Origin of the sequence: Streptomyces sp. NPDC059456 (assembly GCF_042750055.1) — a bacterium.
Classification (GTDB): Bacteria; Actinomycetota; Actinomycetes; order Streptomycetales; family Streptomycetaceae; genus Streptomyces.
In genome coordinates, this window is sequence record NZ_JBHYVA010000129.1 from 1 (window position 1) to 14,969 (window position 14,969).

Here is a 14,969-nt window from a genome sequence, read left to right on the forward strand (position 1 = left end):
CCCGCGAGCTAGCCCGCCCTAACTTCTCGGGGGCCCCCCCTCAGACTGTCACCCGCCCCCCCCCCCGCCCACGCCTTAGAGTGGCGACGACCGTGCCGTCTGAGATCTGAGGAACACGTGCGCCGACTTGCCGGCCTGCTGGTCGTACCCCTTCTGCTGCTGTCGACAGCAGCCTGTGGCGACAGCGGCTCCGACTCCGCCGAGATGAAGAACGGGGCGCCCGCGATCACCAAGGGCGCCAAGTTCGGTGAGACCCCGACCCTGTCCAAGGGCAAGGGCGACCCGCCGAAGGAGCTGAAGGTGGTGACCGTCAGCGAGGGCAGTGGCCCGGTGCTGAAGAAGGGCGATGTCGCCCAGGTCAACTACTACGGCCAGGTCTGGGACGGCAAGGAGCCGTTCGACCAGAGCTTCGGCAAGGGCAAGCCGTTCGATGTGACCATCGGCGCCGGAATGGTCATCAAGGGCTGGGACCAGGGCCTGGAGGGCAAGAAGGTCGGCAGCCGCCTGGAGCTCGTGATCCCGCCGGACCTCGGTTACGGCGCGCAGGGCTCCGGAGACAAGATCAAGCCGAACGCCACGCTGGTCTTCGTCGTGGACATCGTCAAGGGCACCTCGGTCCCGGTCTCGGCCACGGGCAAGGAGGTCGCGCAGGACGACAAGGACCTGCCGAAGGTGGGTACGAACACGGACGGCAAGGAAGTCTCCGTGACCGTTCCGAAGGACACCACGCCGCCGGCCAAGCTGGTCTCGAACTACGTGCTGGAGGGTGACGGCCCGGCCGTCAAGGACACCGACAGCGTCATCGTCAAGTTCAACGGCAAGACGTGGAAGGACGACAAGACCTTCGAAAGCACGTACGCCACGGACCAGACGGTGACCTGGCCGATGGACCAGCTCTCGGTCAAGGGCCTCAAGGACGGCATGCTCGGCAAGAAGGTCGGCAGCCGCATCCTGCTGGTCATCCCGCCGGACCAGGGCTTCGGCGACAAGGAGACGGGCACCATCCCGGCGAACTCGACGCTGGTCTTCAGCCTCGACATCCTCGCCGTGATGTAAGACTGTCCCAGTTGACCTGATTCAGTTTTGAGGAGCAGTTCCGTGAGCAACCAGCTCGAGAAGCCCGAGATCGACTTCCCCGAGGGCCCGGTCCCGACGGACCTCGTCATCGAGGACATCTGGGTCGGCGACGGCGCCGAGGCCACGGCCGGCAACAAGGTGTCCGTCCACTACGTGGGCGTGGCCTATTCGACCGGCGAGGAGTTCGACGCCTCCTGGAACCGCGGCACCCCGCTGCAGTTCATCCTGGGCATCGGCCAGGTCATCAAGGGCTGGGACCAGGGTGTCCAGGGCATGAAGGTCGGCGGCCGCCGCAAGCTGACGATCCCGGCGCACCTCGCGTACGGCGACCAGAGCCCGACCCCGGCCATCAAGCCGGGCGAGACGCTGATCTTCGTCTGCGACCTGATGGGCGTCTGACACGACGTCTCGTGACAGGCAAGAGGGGCCCCCCCGGCCGGGGGGGGGCCCCGCGCGGCCCCCCCCCCCCCACCCGGGGTTGCGCTGCTCGTGCCGGATCAGGCGATCGAGAAGGTGACGACCGTCTGGTAGGTGTCGGCGAACATGAACGGCGGGAGCTGGATCATCCCGGCGCCGCCGACGGCGAACTCACCACCGGTCAGCTCGTCCCCGCCGGCGGCCTGCGAGGCCACCTTCATCGGGGTCTCGGAGATCGCGCCGGGGGTGCCCGCGGTGCAGGTGCTCGGGCTGTCCGGGTTGGTCACGGTGCAGGACGGCTGGATGCCGATCTGCGCCTTCGCCATCGAATGGCCGGTCGCCTGGTTCAGGAACGGCGTACGGGTGGCCGTCACGTCCCAGCCGAGCGAGCCGCCGCGGAAGTCCTGGACGGTCGCGGCGTTGAACACGCCGACCACCGACTGGGCCTTGCCGTTGATGGTGACCGAGGGGAAGGCGACGGCCGGCTGGCCGTCCTTCGGGCCGAGCGCCAGCGGGCCGGGGAGGACCTCGATGTCGACCGGGTTCTTCACGCCCGCCTGGTCCTCCAGGTACACGAAGGACTTGTACGGGGTGACCGAGCCGTCGATCTTGATGGCGTCGGCCTTCTTGCTGACGGTGATGTTGCAGGTGGCGGCGCCGGTCGCGTCCGCCGTGCCGGTGCCGGTGTCACCGGTCGCCGCACCCGCGAGGAGGGCGGAACAGGTGACCGGGCCGGCCGGGAAGTTCGCGCCGTTGACGACGACGGCCGTGCCGGCCTTGCCGCTGTTGGGCGTCAGCTTCGTGGTGACCGGGTCCTTCGGCAGGGCCTCGACCGCGACCGAACCCAGGATGGCGCTGGGCCGGGGCGCGGGGGTGCAGGTGGTGGTGAACACGGAACCGCTGAGGTCCGCGTCGGTCACCGCCAGGTCGAGTCTGACGTCGACCTTGGTGCCCTCCGTGCCGTCCGGGATCTTGATGGTTCCGGAGAAGGCCTTCGGGTCGAGCGGGGTGCCGGCGACGACACTGACGGTCTCGGGCGGGCTGGTGACCACCTGGGTGGTCGTCCCCACCTTGAGGGTGATCTTGGTGGTGTTCACCGTCGTGACGGAGAAGCCGGGGATCAGCGGGCTCGCACCAGGGTCGATCGTGATCGGCACGACATCGCCGGCCTTGGCCCCGTCGGGCACCGTGATCGTGTAGTTCTGGTTGCCCGAACCGTCCGGCTGCGGAGCCGGTGCATCGCAGTTCTCGAAGACGGGGGTGGTCACGGTCGCCGCCTGAGCGGTGCCGGTCAGGCCCACGACGCCGCCCGCCAGCGCGAGGGACAGGGCGCCCGCCCCGGCCAGAACTCTTCGTCGGAACGTTGTACTCACTGGGTCGCGACTCCTTCGTCAGACGAACCCCTCCCCCCACCCGCTGTGTGGGGGAGGCCGAGCCGGTGCGGTGGCCGACATTGACGCGTCGCGGTGTTGAGAAGTCAATGACTTGCTTTCGCCCGAAGCACACAGAAATTGATGTCCCATCAGGCCGGGTCCTCCGGGGTGCGGGGCGGATGGGATGGGTGGGGTGCCGGCAGACGTCTGACCCGGCAGCCGGCCGCCGGGTCTCGCGCTACGGCAGGAGGCGGCGCCCGGCGGCCGCCGGGGCGTGCAGGAGGAGGTTCGCGGTGTCGGCCGGGACGCCGGTGAGGCGGTCCGCCACGGCGTCCCGCACCAGCGCGGCGGAGACCTCCGCGGGGGTCTTCGCGGGGCCGCCCGCCGCGAGGCCCTCGGCGAGGACCAGAGCGGCGACGCCCGCCGCGTGCGGGGCGGCCATGGAGGTGCCGGAGGCGCGGGCGAGGGCCGTCGTCGAGCCCTTCCAGGCCGAGGTGACGGCCACGCCCGGCGCGGCCAGGTCCACGCAGTGGCCGTGACTGGAGAACGGAGCCCACTGGTCCGCGGCGTCGGCCGCGCCGACCGTGACCGCGGCCGGCACGGCGGCGGGGGAACCCGTGCAGGCGTCGTCGGCGGCGTTCCCGGCGGCCACGGTGAACGTGATCCCGGCGGCGACGGCCCGGGTCACCGCCGCGTCGAGGGAGTAGCTGCGGGTGCCGCCCATGCTCATGTTGGCGACGGCGGGGGTTCCCGGAGCCTTGGCGGCGTCCTTCACCATCCACTCCAGGCCGCCCAGGATGGACGTCAGGCTCGCCGACCCCTTGCAGTTGGCGACCTTGACCCCGACGAGGGACACCCCCTTCGCGACCCCGTACGTCGCCCCGCCCAGCGTTCCCGCGACGTGCGTGCCGTGGCCGTTGCAGTCACCGGAGGTCTCCATGAACACCCCGTTGTAGCCGTTCCGGGCCCGGCCCCCGAACTCCTGGTGCGCGGTGTTGATCCCGGTGTCCACGACGTATGCGGTGACCCCCGTCGCGGTGCCGGCGTACGTGTACGAGCCGTCGAGCGGGAGCTCGCTCTGGTCGATCCGGTCCAGGGGCCAGGGCGCCGGGTTCTGCGCGTCGCTGATCCGGAACTCGGAGTCCGGCTCCACCCAGGCGACCCGGGGGTCGGCGGCGAGCGCGGCGGCGCGGGCGGCGGTGGTGCGGACGGCGAAACCGCTGACGACGGTGTCGTAGACGGCGCCGACCCGGTCACCGGAAGCCGTGGCCTCGGCGGCCAGCGCGGCGCGGGTCGGGGCGCGGGAGGTGGTGTCGTTGAGGACCACGACGTACGGGGCGGTGGCGGTGCCGGCCCGGTCGGCGGCGGCGAGCACGGGGTGCGGCGGCAGGGCGGTGGCCGCCGCCAGCAGGGCGGCGGCCGGAAGCAGCGCGGTGAGTGCGGTCATGCGCCCGATGCTCGGCGAGCCGCGGGCCGGGCGCGCGGAGGGTGCGCCGACTGGCCGCACGACACGCCGCCGGACTGATTAGCCGGACAGCGGCCAGCCGCGCATGGCGAAGACGCCCTCGTCGCGGGCTCCGGCGGAGGCGTACGTGGCCAGCGCGGCCTCGTTGTCGGTGTCGACCCCCACCCACATGCCGTAACAGCCGCGCGCCCTGGCCTCGTCGGCGAGGGCCCGGGTCAGGGCCCGGCCGATGCCGCGGCGCCGGTAGCCCTCGTCGACGGAGAGCTCGTACAGGCACATCTCGGTGCCCTTGTCGGGGTGGCTCATCTCGACCCCGGAGACCATGCCGGCGGGGATGCCGTCGACATAGGCGATGAGCATCAGGTGTCCCGGCGCGGCGAGGAAGCGCTCGGACCGGTCGAGCGGGGCGGGGCCGTCGAAGAGACCCTCCGCGGCCTGGAGTTCGGCGACGGTACGGGCGGCGCGGATGTCCATGGCGGCCACGATAAGCGCGCACGGCCTGCGGCGACCGGGATTTCCCCCCGGCGCGGCGGGCGGGGTCAGAGCCGCAGGGCCAGGGCCGCCGCGTACGCCGGTGGGGCCGGGAGGTCCCTGAGGTCCCAGCCGGGGACGGCGGCCGGGCCGGGGCCCGAACCCACGTACGGCTCGGCCAGGCCCTCGGCCAGGCCGGTACCCGTGCCCTTGAAGTAGGCCTCCTTGCGCGACCACAGCCGGGCCAGCGCCTGCGGCCGCCGCTCCGCGGGCAGTGCGGCGAGCTCCGCGGTCTCCGCCGGATGCAGGGCGTTCATCACGTCCGCCACCGCCGACGTGCTCGGCAGCGCCTCCACGTCGACCCCGACCGGCACCGCCGCGAACGCGAGGTACGCCAGGTCGTCGCTGTGCGAGAGCGAGAACTGCACCGCGCCTCCCGCCACCGCCGGCCGCCCGTGCGGGGCTCCGCAGCACGGGCAGTCCTCCCGGACCAGGGACACCTCCTGCGGGGCCGTCCCGAGGTAGCCGCCGAGCAGCACCCGCAGCCCCACGTGGGAGGCGAGGTACCGGTGCCGGTCCGCGGCCCGCAGCAGCCGCCCGGCCCGGTCCCGCTCGTCGGCGTCCAGGACCGGGAGCGCGTCCTCGACCCGGTGGCCGCCGACCACGTCGAGGGTGGTGTACAGGGACCACACCACCACGCCGGTCCCCGTCGGGGGCAGGCCGGTCCGCGGGAAGTCCTCGCCGAGTCGGTTCACGTGCGTGCTCACGCGACGAGGGTAGTCGAGGGGCCCGCCGCCGCCCTGGTTACCCTCGTCCTCCCGTCCTCTCGTCGATCAAGGAGCCCATGGTGCGAAGTGCCGCCGTCACACCGGGAGATGACCGCATCCGCTGGGTGGAACTGCCGGGGGAGGAGCCGGCCCGCGTGTACGTGCACGGGCTGGGGTCCACCTCGCCCGCCTATTTCGCCGCGAGCGCCGTGCACCCGCTGCTGGCGGGCCGCCGTTCCCTGATGGTCGACCTGCTGGGGCACGGCCACAGCGACCGGCCCGAGGACTTCCCGTACACCCTGGAAGCGCACGCCGACACCCTGGCCGCCGCCCTCGACGCGGCGGACGTCACCGGCGCCGAGCTGATCGCCCACAGCATGGGCGGCGCCGTGGCCGTCGTGCTCGCCCACCGGCACCCCCGCCTCGTCTCCCGGCTGGTGCTGGTCGACGCCAACCTGGACCCGGTGCCGGTCGTTCCCCGCACCGCAGGCAGCAGCGGGATCGCCTCCTACACCGAGGAGGAGTTCCTGGCCGGCGGCTGGGCCGAGGTGCGCGACCGCGTCGGCGCGCACTGGTGGTCCACCATGCGCCTGGCGGACCGTACGGCCCTGCACCGCAGCGCCGTTCACCTCGCGGCCGGCACCATGCCGACCATGCGCGAGCTGCTGCTGGAACTGGAGGTCCCGCGCACCTACCTGCTGCCCGCGGCCGACGGACCCCTCGCCGGAGCGCAGGCCCTGGAGGCCGCGGGGGTGTCCGTGGTCCCCGTCCCGGACTGCGGGCACAACATCATGCTCGACAACCCGGAAGCCTTCGCCCGGGCCACCGCCTCCGCCCTCACCGCCTAGGACAGGGGCCAGGACCAGGCCCTCACCGCCCGGGACCGGGGCCAGGCCCTAGCCGCGGCTGCGGGCGGGGGCCTGTGCCGGGGCGCCGTCCGCCGTCTTCGCGCCCGGTGACGGGGTGCCGTCGGTCCAGGCGTAGACCCGCTTGCCGCGGACCGCGACCTGGTACTGGTAGAAGTCCCGGCAGTCGGGCCGCTCCTCGGCCCGCGTGCCGTGCGGCCACCACTTGGCGTCCAGCCGCCGCCCGCCCAGGTCCTTCGGCGCGCCGGCGGTGCACTGCGGGCCGTCCAGCGGGGTCGCTCCGAGCGTGAAGCGGATCAGCCTGGCCTCGCCGTTGGTGCGCGCGCGTATGCGTATGTCGGTGGCGTCCTTGGGCACCCAGGACGGCAGCGTGAAGGTCGGGTTGCCGCGCGTCGGCGCGTCGGCGGTGGTCGCGAAGTGTTTGCTCTTCTCCTTGAACACCTGGTCGTTGATCGAGTCGGTCAGCGGGTTGGGCGGGAGGTTGGGCAGCGCGAGGGCCGCGGCGGCGACGACTCCCACGGTGGTGGCGGCGATGACGAGGGGACGGCGGTTCATGTGATCCAGTCTCGGCCGCGGAGCCCGTCGGCGCGTCCCTCCGCAGGACGAACCCGATGTCTGCCGGAAGTCTGATAGCGCCTCATACCTGAGGGCCGGTCCGACTACGGCCACGATGTGCGACCTCCCCCTCACCGCCCCGCGACCCGGGCCCCTGAGCGGCCGTTATAGCGGCGTTGAGGGGCGGCGATAGGACGTGCCCCGACGGTGGACCCGACGCCGTACCGGGGGTTACCCGGCGCGGCCCCCCACCCCCGTCCCGGAGGAATGCCATGCGTCGTCGTCTCGCTCCTCTCCTCGCACCGGCGGCCGCGGCCGTCGTCCTCGCCGTCGCGTCCCCCGCGTCGGCCGTCCCGGCCGACAAGCCGCAGGTCCTGGGCAGTTGGACGCAGACCAGCGCCGCCAGCTACAACGCCTGGGTCGCGGCGCGCGGCGACCAGGGCAAGTGGTCGGCGTACAGGTTCGACTGGTCGACGGACTACTGCTCCTCCTCGCCCGACAACCCCTTCGGGTTCCCCTTCCAGACGTCCTGCGCCCGCCACGACTTCGGCTACCGCAACTACAAGGCCGCGGGCGTGTTCCCGGCCAACAAGTCCCGCCTGGACGACGCCCTCTACGCGGACCTGAAGCGGGTCTGCTCCGCCTACTCGGGTGTGAAGAAGGGCTCCTGCGACAGCACGGCCTGGACCTACTACCAGGCCGTCAAGGCCTTCGGCGTCGCGCCGCAGGACACCCCGCAGGACGTCCCGCAGGGCGCGCCCGCCGCCTAGGACCCCGGCGCCGGGGCGAGCCTGAGGTCCACCACGTAGTGCTCCTCGACCGTTCCCCCCGGGAACAGCGCGCGGAGCCGGACGCGTTCGGCGGCGAGGAACTCGCCGGTACCCGGCGCGCCGATCAGGAAGAGCGAGTGCGTCGCCAGCTTGGCGAGGTGCGCCTCGACCGGGATCCGGCGCGACCAGCGCAGCAGCCGGGTGGTGAACTCCAGGCCGCCCTGTGACCGGGGATGGTCGTTGATGTACCAGCCCGGGCCGAAGCTCTTCTCGATGCGCGCCTGCTGGTCGGCGATCCACCCGACGCCGGTGTCCGGGTCGTTGGACCAGACGGCCAGCGCCCCGCCGGGCCGCAGCACGCGCAGGGCCTCGGGCACGGAGTGCGCCGGGTCGGTCCAGTGCCAGGACTGCGCGTACGTGAGGAGGTCGAGGGAACCGGAGGCGAACGGCAGCCGGTCCCCGTCCCCGCGCACGAGGGGCACGTGCGGGTTGCGCCGGCGCAGCTCCGCGGCCATTCCCGCGCCCGGCTCGACGGCGACCACCCGCGCCCCGCGGGCGTGCAGCAGGGCGGTCGCGATCCCGGTCCCGGCCCCCACGTCGGCGACGCGCGCCCCGGCCAGCGCGAACCCGGCGAGCTCCTCGACGGCATCGAGGAGCGCGTCCGGGTACGAGGGCCGGTGCTCGGCGTAGCGCTGCGCCGCGGAGCTGAACGACCGCGCCCGGTCCCGGGATCCGTCCGTCATCCCCCCATCCTCGCGCAGGCACCCCCGAACGGCACCGAACACGCACCGAGTAGGTGGGGTCGCCGTGTCCCCGGCAGGGCCCGAACCCGCGGCCGAGTGCTCACGGGGCGGGCGTTCAGCGCCTCGTCTCGTACCTGGTCAGGATCACGCCGCAGGGAAGCGTCCGCGTCTCCACCAGGCTGAGGTTCACCCAGTTGTCCAGCGCGGTGAAGAACGGCGTGCCGCCGCCCACCAGGACCGGCGCGGTGGCCAGCACGTACTCGTCGATCAGCCCGGCCCGCATGGCCGCCCCGGCGAGCGTCGCGCCGCCGATGTCCATCGGGCCGCCGTCCTCGGCCTTGAGCCGGGTGATCTCGGCGACCGCGTCGCCGGTGACCAGACGGGTGTTCCAGTCGACCTCGCCGACCGTCGAGGAGAACACCACCTTCGACATGTCACGCCAGCGGCGCGCGAACTCGATCTCCGCCGGGGTGGCGTCGGGCCGCCGGTCGCCGGTCGGCCAGTAGGAGCTCATCGTCTGCCACAGCTTGCGCCCGTACAGCGACAGGTCGGTCGCCAGCAACCGGTCGGACCAGAACCGGAACAGCTCGTCGCTCGGCACGCTCCAGCCGATGTCGTCGCCGGGCGCGGCGATGTAGCCGTCCAGGGTCAGGTTCATTCCGTAGATCAGTTTTCGCATGGCGCCAGCCTTCCGTGAGTCGGTCCCACGCGTACGGACCGGCGCGGCGCGGAAAACTCATCGGTGCGCGGTCCGGGCCCACCCCTGCGGTCCGGGTGACCGAGCGGGCCGGCAACGGCGCGGCCGCCGTGCCCGCTTTCCGCGCCCGCGCTCGCCAAATGGTCCCTGACCTGCACGAAAGCCCTCCCCGGAGGGAGGGCTTGGGGTGGGACGTGGAGAGTGCCCCCGGCAGGACTCGAACCTGCGGCCAAGTGCTTAGAAGGCACCTGCTCTATCCACTGAGCTACGGGGGCCGGAAGGTGGCCGTGGTGGCCTGGAGCCCCGGGGTGGGGGTGGGACTGTCGTCCGTGCCGGGTCAAGGATAGGGCTCCGGTTGCCTTGTCCCGGTTGCTTCACCCGCGTGCCACGATGTGGAGGTTCGGTGAAGCGGTCCCGATAATCGCAGGCAGGTGCGATTCTCGCACCGCTTTTGCGCCGCGGCGCCCCTGGTGTTGTGCACTCGTTATGCCTGCGCCCCACTCGTCCGCTGTGTCCAGAAGGTCCGGCTGGAGTCGCGGTCGGCGCGCAGAGGACGTATAAGCTTCAAAAATGGTCCTAAATTGGGCATTCTTCGCATGTGGTGACCTTGGATGTTCGGCCTCAGCTGCTCGATGCCCTGTCCGCCCTGCGCGACCGGGTCGCGTCCGTGCGTCTGCCGCTGCCCCTGCCCGGCGCCCCGCGCGCCCGCCAGACCAGAGCCGAGCTGCTCGCGCCGCGCGCCGAACACCGCGGTCCCCCGCGGTAGGGGGCCCCGGCGCCCCCGCTCGCCGTCGTCGGCGGGTCCACCGGGGCCGGTAAGTCCACTCTCGTCAACTCCCTCGTGGGGCGCCAGGTGAGTGAGGCCGGCGTACTGCGCCCCACCACCCGGATCCCCGTCCTCGTCTGCCATCCGGATGACCACCACTGGTTCGCCGGCATGCGGGTGCTGCCCGACCTGATGCGCGTCTGGGCCCCACCCGGCGAGGACGACCCCCTCCCCGGACCCCACCGCGGCTCCCCCCGCGGGCACGGGAACACCGCGGCCACCCGCGAACTGCGCATCGAGACCGTCGCCGGCCTGCCGCGCGGGCTCGCCATCCTCGACGCCCCCGACATCGACTCCCTCGTGGTCGAGAACCGGACACTCGCCGCCCAGCTCATCTGCGCCGCCGACGTCTGGGTGATGGTGACCACCGCCTCCCGGTACGCCGACGCCGTCCCCTGGCACCTGCTGCGCACCGCCAAGCAGTACAAGGCCACCCTGGGCATCGTTCTCGACCGGGTCCCGCACCAGGTGCTCGCCGAGGTCTCGCGGCAGTACGGGGCCCTGCTCACCCGGGCCGGGCTGGGCGACGTACCGCGGTTCACGGTGCCCGAACTGCCCGAATCGGCCGGTGGGGGCGGGCTGCTGCCGGCCAGCGCCGTCGCCCCGCTGTTCGCGTGGCTCGCCCACCACGCCCAGGACCCGGCCGCCCGGCAGTACGCCGTCGGACGGACCGCGCTCGGCGCGCTGGACTCCCTCGGGCGCCGGATGCCGGAGCTGGCCTCCGCCGTCGCCGCCCAGCACGCCGCCGCCGTGCGGCTGACCTCGGCCGTGGAGGACGCGTACAAGCGGGAGGGCAAGCGGGTCCGGGGCCGCCTCGACCAGGGCGCCGTACTGGCCGGGGACGCCCTGACCCGCTGGCGCGGCTACCCCCTCGACACCAGCGCCGACGAACTGCTCGACTCCCTCGCCGAGTCGCTCGCCGCGCTGCTCCAGTGCGCGGTGGCCGCCGCCGACGAGCGCATCGCCCAGGCCTGGCGGCGCGAACCGGCCGCCGGGGCGGTGCGGCTGCCCGGCCCCGACCGCGAGGCGGCGGAACGCATCGGCATGGCCGTCCGGCACTGGCGGCGGGTGCTGGAGGAACTCGCCGAGGAAGAGGTCGCCCGGCTCGACAAGCAGCCCGCGCCCGACCCCGACGGGGTCGCCGCCCTGCTCGTCGCCGCCCTCCTCGGCGGCAAACGGGCCCGGCCCGCCGGGGAGAAGCTCGCCGAGCGGATCGGGGTACAGGCCGCCGTACGGCTGCGCGACCGCGGCGGTGAACTGGTCGCCGAACACCTGGAGCAGGTGCTGCGCGCCGAACGGGACCGCAGGCTGGCCCCGTTGGAGGCACTCGAGGTGACGCCCGAACCGCAGGCCGAGCTGATCGCCGCGCTGTCCCTACTGCAGAAGGAGAGGTGACGCGGTGACCACCGTGACCGACCGCACCGAGGACCGCTGGGACGACGGCTTCATCGCGCGCTCGCGCCGCGCCGGCGAGACCGACACCGAGGACGGGGGAGACGGGGGCGACGGGGGTGACGACGCGCTCGTCCGTGCCGTCTCCGGCGCCGGCAGCGACGGGGGCAAGGCGCCCTCACCGCCGCCCAGCCCCGAGGGGCAGGCCCTGCGCACCCGCCTCGAAGCGCTGCGCCAACTGGTCGGACTCTCGCGGACCCGGCTCGACGGCAAGACCCTCGCCGAGGCCGGCCGGGTGCTGGACGAGGCGGCCGCCCGGCGCGGACTGTCACCGCAGCACACCGTCGTCGCGATCGCCGGAGCCACCGGAAGCGGCAAGTCCACGCTCTTCAACGCACTGGCGGGAGTGCCGATCTCCGAGACGGGACTGCGCCGGCCGATGACCGCCGCACCCATCGCGTGCAGCTGGTCCGACGGTGCGGCCGGGCTGCTCGACCGGCTGGAGATCCCCGGCCGGCTGCGCCGCCGGCCGCGCGAGACCTCCGAGGCCGGAGCGCTGCGCGGGATGGTCCTGGTGGACCTGCCGGACCTGGACTCCGCGGTCGGTGCCCACCGCGAGCACGTCGACCGGGTGCTCGCCCTCGTCGACGCGGTCGTCTGGGTCGTCGACCCCGAGAAGTACGCCGACGCGGTCCTGCACGAGCGGTACCTGCGGCCGCTGGCCGGGCACGCCGAGGTGACCTTCGTCGTCCTGAACCAGGTCGACCGGCTGCCCGGCGAGTCCGCCGATCTCGTACTGGACGACCTGCGGAGGCTCCTGGACGACGACGGCATCGCCCTCGGCGAGCACGACGAACCCGGAGCCACCGTCCTCGGGCTGTCCGCGCTGACCGGCGAGGGCGTCGGGGAACTCCGCGACCTCCTGGCGCAGTTCACCCAGGAGAAGGGCGCCGCGACCCGGCGGATCTCCGCCGACGTCGACCGGGCCGCCCTGCGCCTGCGTCCGCTGTACGTGGCCGACGGCCATCCCGGGCCGGAGATCGGGGAGGCGGCGCGCGCCGAGTTCGAGGACCGCCTCGCGGAGGCGGTCGGCGCGTACGCGGCCGGGCTCGCCGCCGAGCGGGCCTGGCGCCGCAACGCCGGGAAGGCCTGCGGCACCCCGTGGCTGCGGCTGTGGCGGTGGTACGAGAACCGGCGCGCCCCGCGCACGCTGGCCGGGCTGGCCGCAATGGCGGTGATCGGCGGCCGCGGTCCGGCGGCCGCGGAGCCGCCCGCCGAGGAGGAGGTGACCGCACGTCAGCGAGTGGAGCAGGCCGTACGGACGGTCGCCGACGCGGCGGCCGACGGGCTGCCCGACGCCTGGGCACAGGCGGTACGGGAGACCGCGGTGCGCGGGGCCGAGCAGCTCCCGGAGGCGCTGGACGAGATCGCGGTGACGCTGGGGTCGGCGGTCGCGGTGCCGAGCGTCAGGCCGCCGCGGCCGGCGTGGTGGCCGGCGGCGGTGCTCGCCCAGGCGGCGATGACCCTGCTGCAGATCTACGGCGGGCTGTGGCTGGTCGGGCAGATCGCCGGGGTGCTGGAACCGCGCCTGCTGCCGCCGGTGCTGCTGATGGTGGCGGGCATCGTCGGCGGGCCGCTGGTGGAGTGGGCCTGCTCGATCGCGGCCCGGGGCCCGGCGCGACGGTACGGGCAGGACGCGGAACGCCGGCTGCGGCAGGCCGCGGCGGGCTGCGGGCGGGCCCGGGTGCTGGAGCCGGTGGCGGCGGAGCTGTTGCGCTACCGGGAGGTGCGAGAGCAGTACGCGACGGTGTCCGCAGGGGGGACGAAGTTGTCCACAACCCGCGAGTAGTCCACAGGCCGGAGCGGGAACCCGGGGGTCCCGCCAGCATGGTGCGTACCCCGTGCGGACGGTCCGTGCGGGGACGGACGCGGATGCGGACGCGGGCAGGGAAACGGGGGAGGGCTGCCGGGATGAACGACACCCTGGTGACGCTGGTCGGCCACGTGGCCACGCAGATCGACTACAAGGAGACGGTGAACGGGCCGTCGGCGAGGTTCCGGTTCGCGGTCACCCCGCGGTACTTCGACCGGCGCAGGGACGCCTGGACGGACGGGTCCACCAGCTTCTACACCGTGTGGGCGCGGCGCACCCTCGCGGTGAACCTGGCCGGGTCCGTCGCGGTGGGGGAGCCGCTGGTGGTGCACGGGAGGCTGCGGGTGCGGGAGGACCCACCCGACGGCGAGGGCAACCGGTGGTTCTCGGCGGAGATCGACGCGACCGCCATCGGACACGACCTGAACCGGGGGACGGCGGCGTTCCGCCGGGTCGTCAAGGCGGACCCCCCGCTGATGGCCACTCAGAAGGCGGCGGTGGTCTGAGTGTTCGAGGCGGTTAGGATTCCCCGGTACTCACGGGCACCTGGGCCGCTGCCGGCCCGAAGGGGAAGACTGTGTCGATTGCCGTTCCCGCATCCTCCGCTCCTGATTCCGTTCCCGGTCCGGTACCTGGTTCGGTACCTGTTCCGCTCACCGGACCGGTTCCGGAATCCGTTCGTCCGTCGGCCCCGCGGGGTACCGGGCGGCGGCCGCTCGCGGCCGCGCTGCTGGCCGCGGCCCTGGCCGCCGCCCCCGGCGCGCGGGCGGCCGCCGACACCGGAACCGCGCCCCGGACGCGCGAGGGCGCCAGCGCCGTGCTGGACGGGCTCAAGACGTACGGGCAGGCGGTCCTGCGCGGCCAGGACGGGTCGGTCCGGCAGATTCCCGCCGGGCTGTACGAGATGCGGGTCGACGGCGGCGGGATGCTCCAGACCTACGGGGTCGGCGTGACGGGCAACGCCCTGCCGCAGACCCGGTACACGGAGACCGGCTGGAACGGCAGCCTGCTCGCCGGCAACGGGGATGCGGGCCGGATCCGCTGGGTCCTCGAACACTCCTACCCGCAGCTGAACGACCTCGCCGGACTGGCCAAGGCGGCCGGGGCCGGAGCGCTGACCGCGGAGAGCGCGGCGGCGGGGACACAGGTCGCGATCTGGCGGCTGGCGGACGGTGCGCAGGTGGAGGCCACCGACCCGGCGGCGGAGAAGCTGGCCGACTACCTCCAGCGGTCGGCGGGCAGGCTCCCGGAACCGCCGGCCTCGCTGGGGCTGGAGCCCGGGAGCGTGTCGGGCCCCGTGGGCTCCCGCCTCGGGCCGGTCACCGTACGCACCGGCGCGCAGAGCGTGACGGTCACCCCGGACGCGGCGGCCGTGGCGATGGGGGTGCGGGTCGTGGACGCCGAGGGGCGGCCGCTCACCACCGCGGGCAACGGCAGCCGGCTGTACTTCGAGGTGCCCGCGGGCACCCCGGACGGCTCGGCCTCGGTCACCGTCCAGGGCTCCACGAAGGTGCCGGTCGGGCGGGTCTTCACCAGCGAACTGCCGACCCGGGCCCAGATCGTGGCCGGCTCCAGCGAATCCGCGTCGGCGGTGACGGCGAGCGCGGTCTGGCCGCAGCCCGTCGTGACGGAGGCGGGGGCCACCGGGGAAGCCCCCGCCGCGGCACAGGCATCGGC

The 14,969-nt window shown here is 73.6% G+C and carries 14 protein-coding genes, 1 tRNA gene and 1 pseudogene; 8 read left to right on the top strand and 8 right to left on the bottom strand.

All coding sequences use genetic code 11. The features are described from left to right. The first annotated feature begins 117 nt into the window (after nucleotides 1–117). Nucleotides 118–1,056: an FKBP-type peptidyl-prolyl cis-trans isomerase gene (locus ACFXA3_RS14280; RefSeq protein ID WP_385186592.1), complete on the top strand. Its 939-nt coding sequence runs from the start codon at nucleotides 118–120 to the stop codon at nucleotides 1,054–1,056. A gap of 42 nt (nucleotides 1,057–1,098) precedes the next feature. Further along, entirely contained in the window at nucleotides 1,099–1,476 is a 378-nt protein-coding gene (locus ACFXA3_RS14285; RefSeq protein WP_385186595.1) for an FKBP-type peptidyl-prolyl cis-trans isomerase, read from the top strand. A 98-nt stretch (nucleotides 1,477–1,574) separates the two neighbouring features. Here the strand turns inward: ACFXA3_RS14285 and ACFXA3_RS14290 are convergent, their stop codons facing one another. The 4 genes from ACFXA3_RS14290 to ACFXA3_RS14305 form a co-directional block, all read right to left on the bottom strand. Then, the gene (locus ACFXA3_RS14290) at nucleotides 1,575–2,867 is read right to left on the bottom strand and encodes a hypothetical protein (RefSeq protein ID WP_385186598.1); all 1,293 of its coding nucleotides are present in this window, start codon (nucleotides 2,865–2,867) and stop codon (nucleotides 1,575–1,577) included. 238 nt (nucleotides 2,868–3,105) lie between these two features. After that, nucleotides 3,106–4,314: a S8 family peptidase gene (locus ACFXA3_RS14295; protein WP_385186600.1), complete on the bottom strand. Its 1,209-nt coding sequence runs from the start codon at nucleotides 4,312–4,314 to the stop codon at nucleotides 3,106–3,108. Nucleotides 4,315–4,392: 78 nt separating this feature from the next. Further along, nucleotides 4,393–4,806: a GNAT family N-acetyltransferase gene (locus ACFXA3_RS14300; protein ID WP_054220840.1), complete on the bottom strand. Its 414-nt coding sequence runs from the start codon at nucleotides 4,804–4,806 to the stop codon at nucleotides 4,393–4,395. Between the two features lie 65 nt (nucleotides 4,807–4,871). Next, nucleotides 4,872–5,570, bottom strand: coding sequence for a 4'-phosphopantetheinyl transferase family protein (locus tag ACFXA3_RS14305; protein ID WP_385186603.1), 699 nt, complete (start codon nucleotides 5,568–5,570; stop codon nucleotides 4,872–4,874). Between the two features lie 80 nt (nucleotides 5,571–5,650). On the opposite strand from ACFXA3_RS14305, the gene ACFXA3_RS14310 reads away from it, so the two are divergent. Continuing rightward, entirely contained in the window at nucleotides 5,651–6,418 is a 768-nt protein-coding gene (locus ACFXA3_RS14310) for an alpha/beta fold hydrolase (protein WP_385186627.1), read from the top strand. 48 nt (nucleotides 6,419–6,466) lie between these two features. Here ACFXA3_RS14310 and ACFXA3_RS14315 read toward each other — a convergent pair whose 3' ends face one another. After that, entirely contained in the window at nucleotides 6,467–6,991 is a 525-nt protein-coding gene (locus ACFXA3_RS14315; RefSeq protein WP_385186605.1) for a hypothetical protein, read from the bottom strand. Between the two features lie 272 nt (nucleotides 6,992–7,263). Between ACFXA3_RS14315 and ACFXA3_RS14320 the strand changes: the two genes are divergently transcribed. Continuing rightward, nucleotides 7,264–7,761: a phospholipase gene (locus ACFXA3_RS14320; protein ID WP_385186608.1), complete on the top strand. Its 498-nt coding sequence runs from the start codon at nucleotides 7,264–7,266 to the stop codon at nucleotides 7,759–7,761. Here the strand turns inward: ACFXA3_RS14320 and ACFXA3_RS14325 are convergent. The 3 genes from ACFXA3_RS14325 to ACFXA3_RS14335 form a co-directional block, all read right to left on the bottom strand. Then, nucleotides 7,758–8,504: a class I SAM-dependent methyltransferase gene (locus ACFXA3_RS14325; protein ID WP_385186611.1), complete on the bottom strand. Its 747-nt coding sequence runs from the start codon at nucleotides 8,502–8,504 to the stop codon at nucleotides 7,758–7,760. The two genes, ACFXA3_RS14320 and ACFXA3_RS14325, sit on opposite strands and share 4 nt — an antisense overlap. A 115-nt stretch (nucleotides 8,505–8,619) precedes the next feature. Then, nucleotides 8,620–9,183, bottom strand: a complete 564-nt coding sequence (locus ACFXA3_RS14330; protein ID WP_385186614.1) for a dihydrofolate reductase family protein — start codon at nucleotides 9,181–9,183, stop codon at nucleotides 8,620–8,622. 220 nt (nucleotides 9,184–9,403) lie between these two features. Beyond that, nucleotides 9,404–9,476: transfer RNA gene (locus ACFXA3_RS14335), tRNA-Arg, on the bottom strand. 332 nt (nucleotides 9,477–9,808) lie between these two features. On the opposite strand from ACFXA3_RS14335, the pseudogene ACFXA3_RS14340 reads away from it, so the two are divergent. The 4 genes and pseudogenes from ACFXA3_RS14340 to ACFXA3_RS14355 form a co-directional block, all read left to right on the top strand. Further along, nucleotides 9,809–11,422: pseudogene (locus tag ACFXA3_RS14340) on the top strand (ATP-binding protein). 4 nt (nucleotides 11,423–11,426) lie between these two features. Then, nucleotides 11,427–13,268 carry a GTPase gene (locus tag ACFXA3_RS14345; RefSeq protein WP_385186617.1) on the top strand — a complete coding sequence of 614 codons (1,842 nt, stop codon included), beginning with the start codon at nucleotides 11,427–11,429 and terminating at the stop codon, nucleotides 13,266–13,268. Nucleotides 13,269–13,390: 122 nt separating this feature from the next. Beyond that, nucleotides 13,391–13,798 (top strand): single-stranded DNA-binding protein, encoded by a 408-nt coding sequence (locus tag ACFXA3_RS14350; RefSeq protein WP_385186620.1) that lies wholly within the window; start codon nucleotides 13,391–13,393, stop codon nucleotides 13,796–13,798. A gap of 71 nt (nucleotides 13,799–13,869) precedes the next feature. Then, a partial coding sequence (locus ACFXA3_RS14355) for a thioester domain-containing protein (RefSeq protein ID WP_385186622.1) occupies nucleotides 13,870–14,969 on the top strand: 1,100 nt, incomplete at its 3' end.

Bases quoted from the DNA above. Each gene is read 5' to 3' on its own strand.
- ACFXA3_RS14295 (WP_385186600.1), bottom strand. From the start codon at position 4,314: ATGACCGCACTCACCGCGCTGCTTCCGGCCGCCGCCCTGCTGGCGGCG.
- ACFXA3_RS14300 (WP_054220840.1), bottom strand. From the start codon at position 4,806: ATGGACATCCGCGCCGCCCGTACCGTCGCCGAACTCCAGGCCGCGGAG.
- ACFXA3_RS14315 (WP_385186605.1), bottom strand. From the start codon at position 6,991: ATGAACCGCCGTCCCCTCGTCATCGCCGCCACCACCGTGGGAGTCGTC.
- ACFXA3_RS14320 (WP_385186608.1), top strand. From the start codon at position 7,264: ATGCGTCGTCGTCTCGCTCCTCTCCTCGCACCGGCGGCCGCGGCCGTC.
- ACFXA3_RS14325 (WP_385186611.1), bottom strand. From the start codon at position 8,504: ATGACGGACGGATCCCGGGACCGGGCGCGGTCGTTCAGCTCCGCGGCG.
- ACFXA3_RS14330 (WP_385186614.1), bottom strand. From the start codon at position 9,183: ATGCGAAAACTGATCTACGGAATGAACCTGACCCTGGACGGCTACATC.
- ACFXA3_RS14350 (WP_385186620.1), top strand. From the start codon at position 13,391: ATGAACGACACCCTGGTGACGCTGGTCGGCCACGTGGCCACGCAGATC.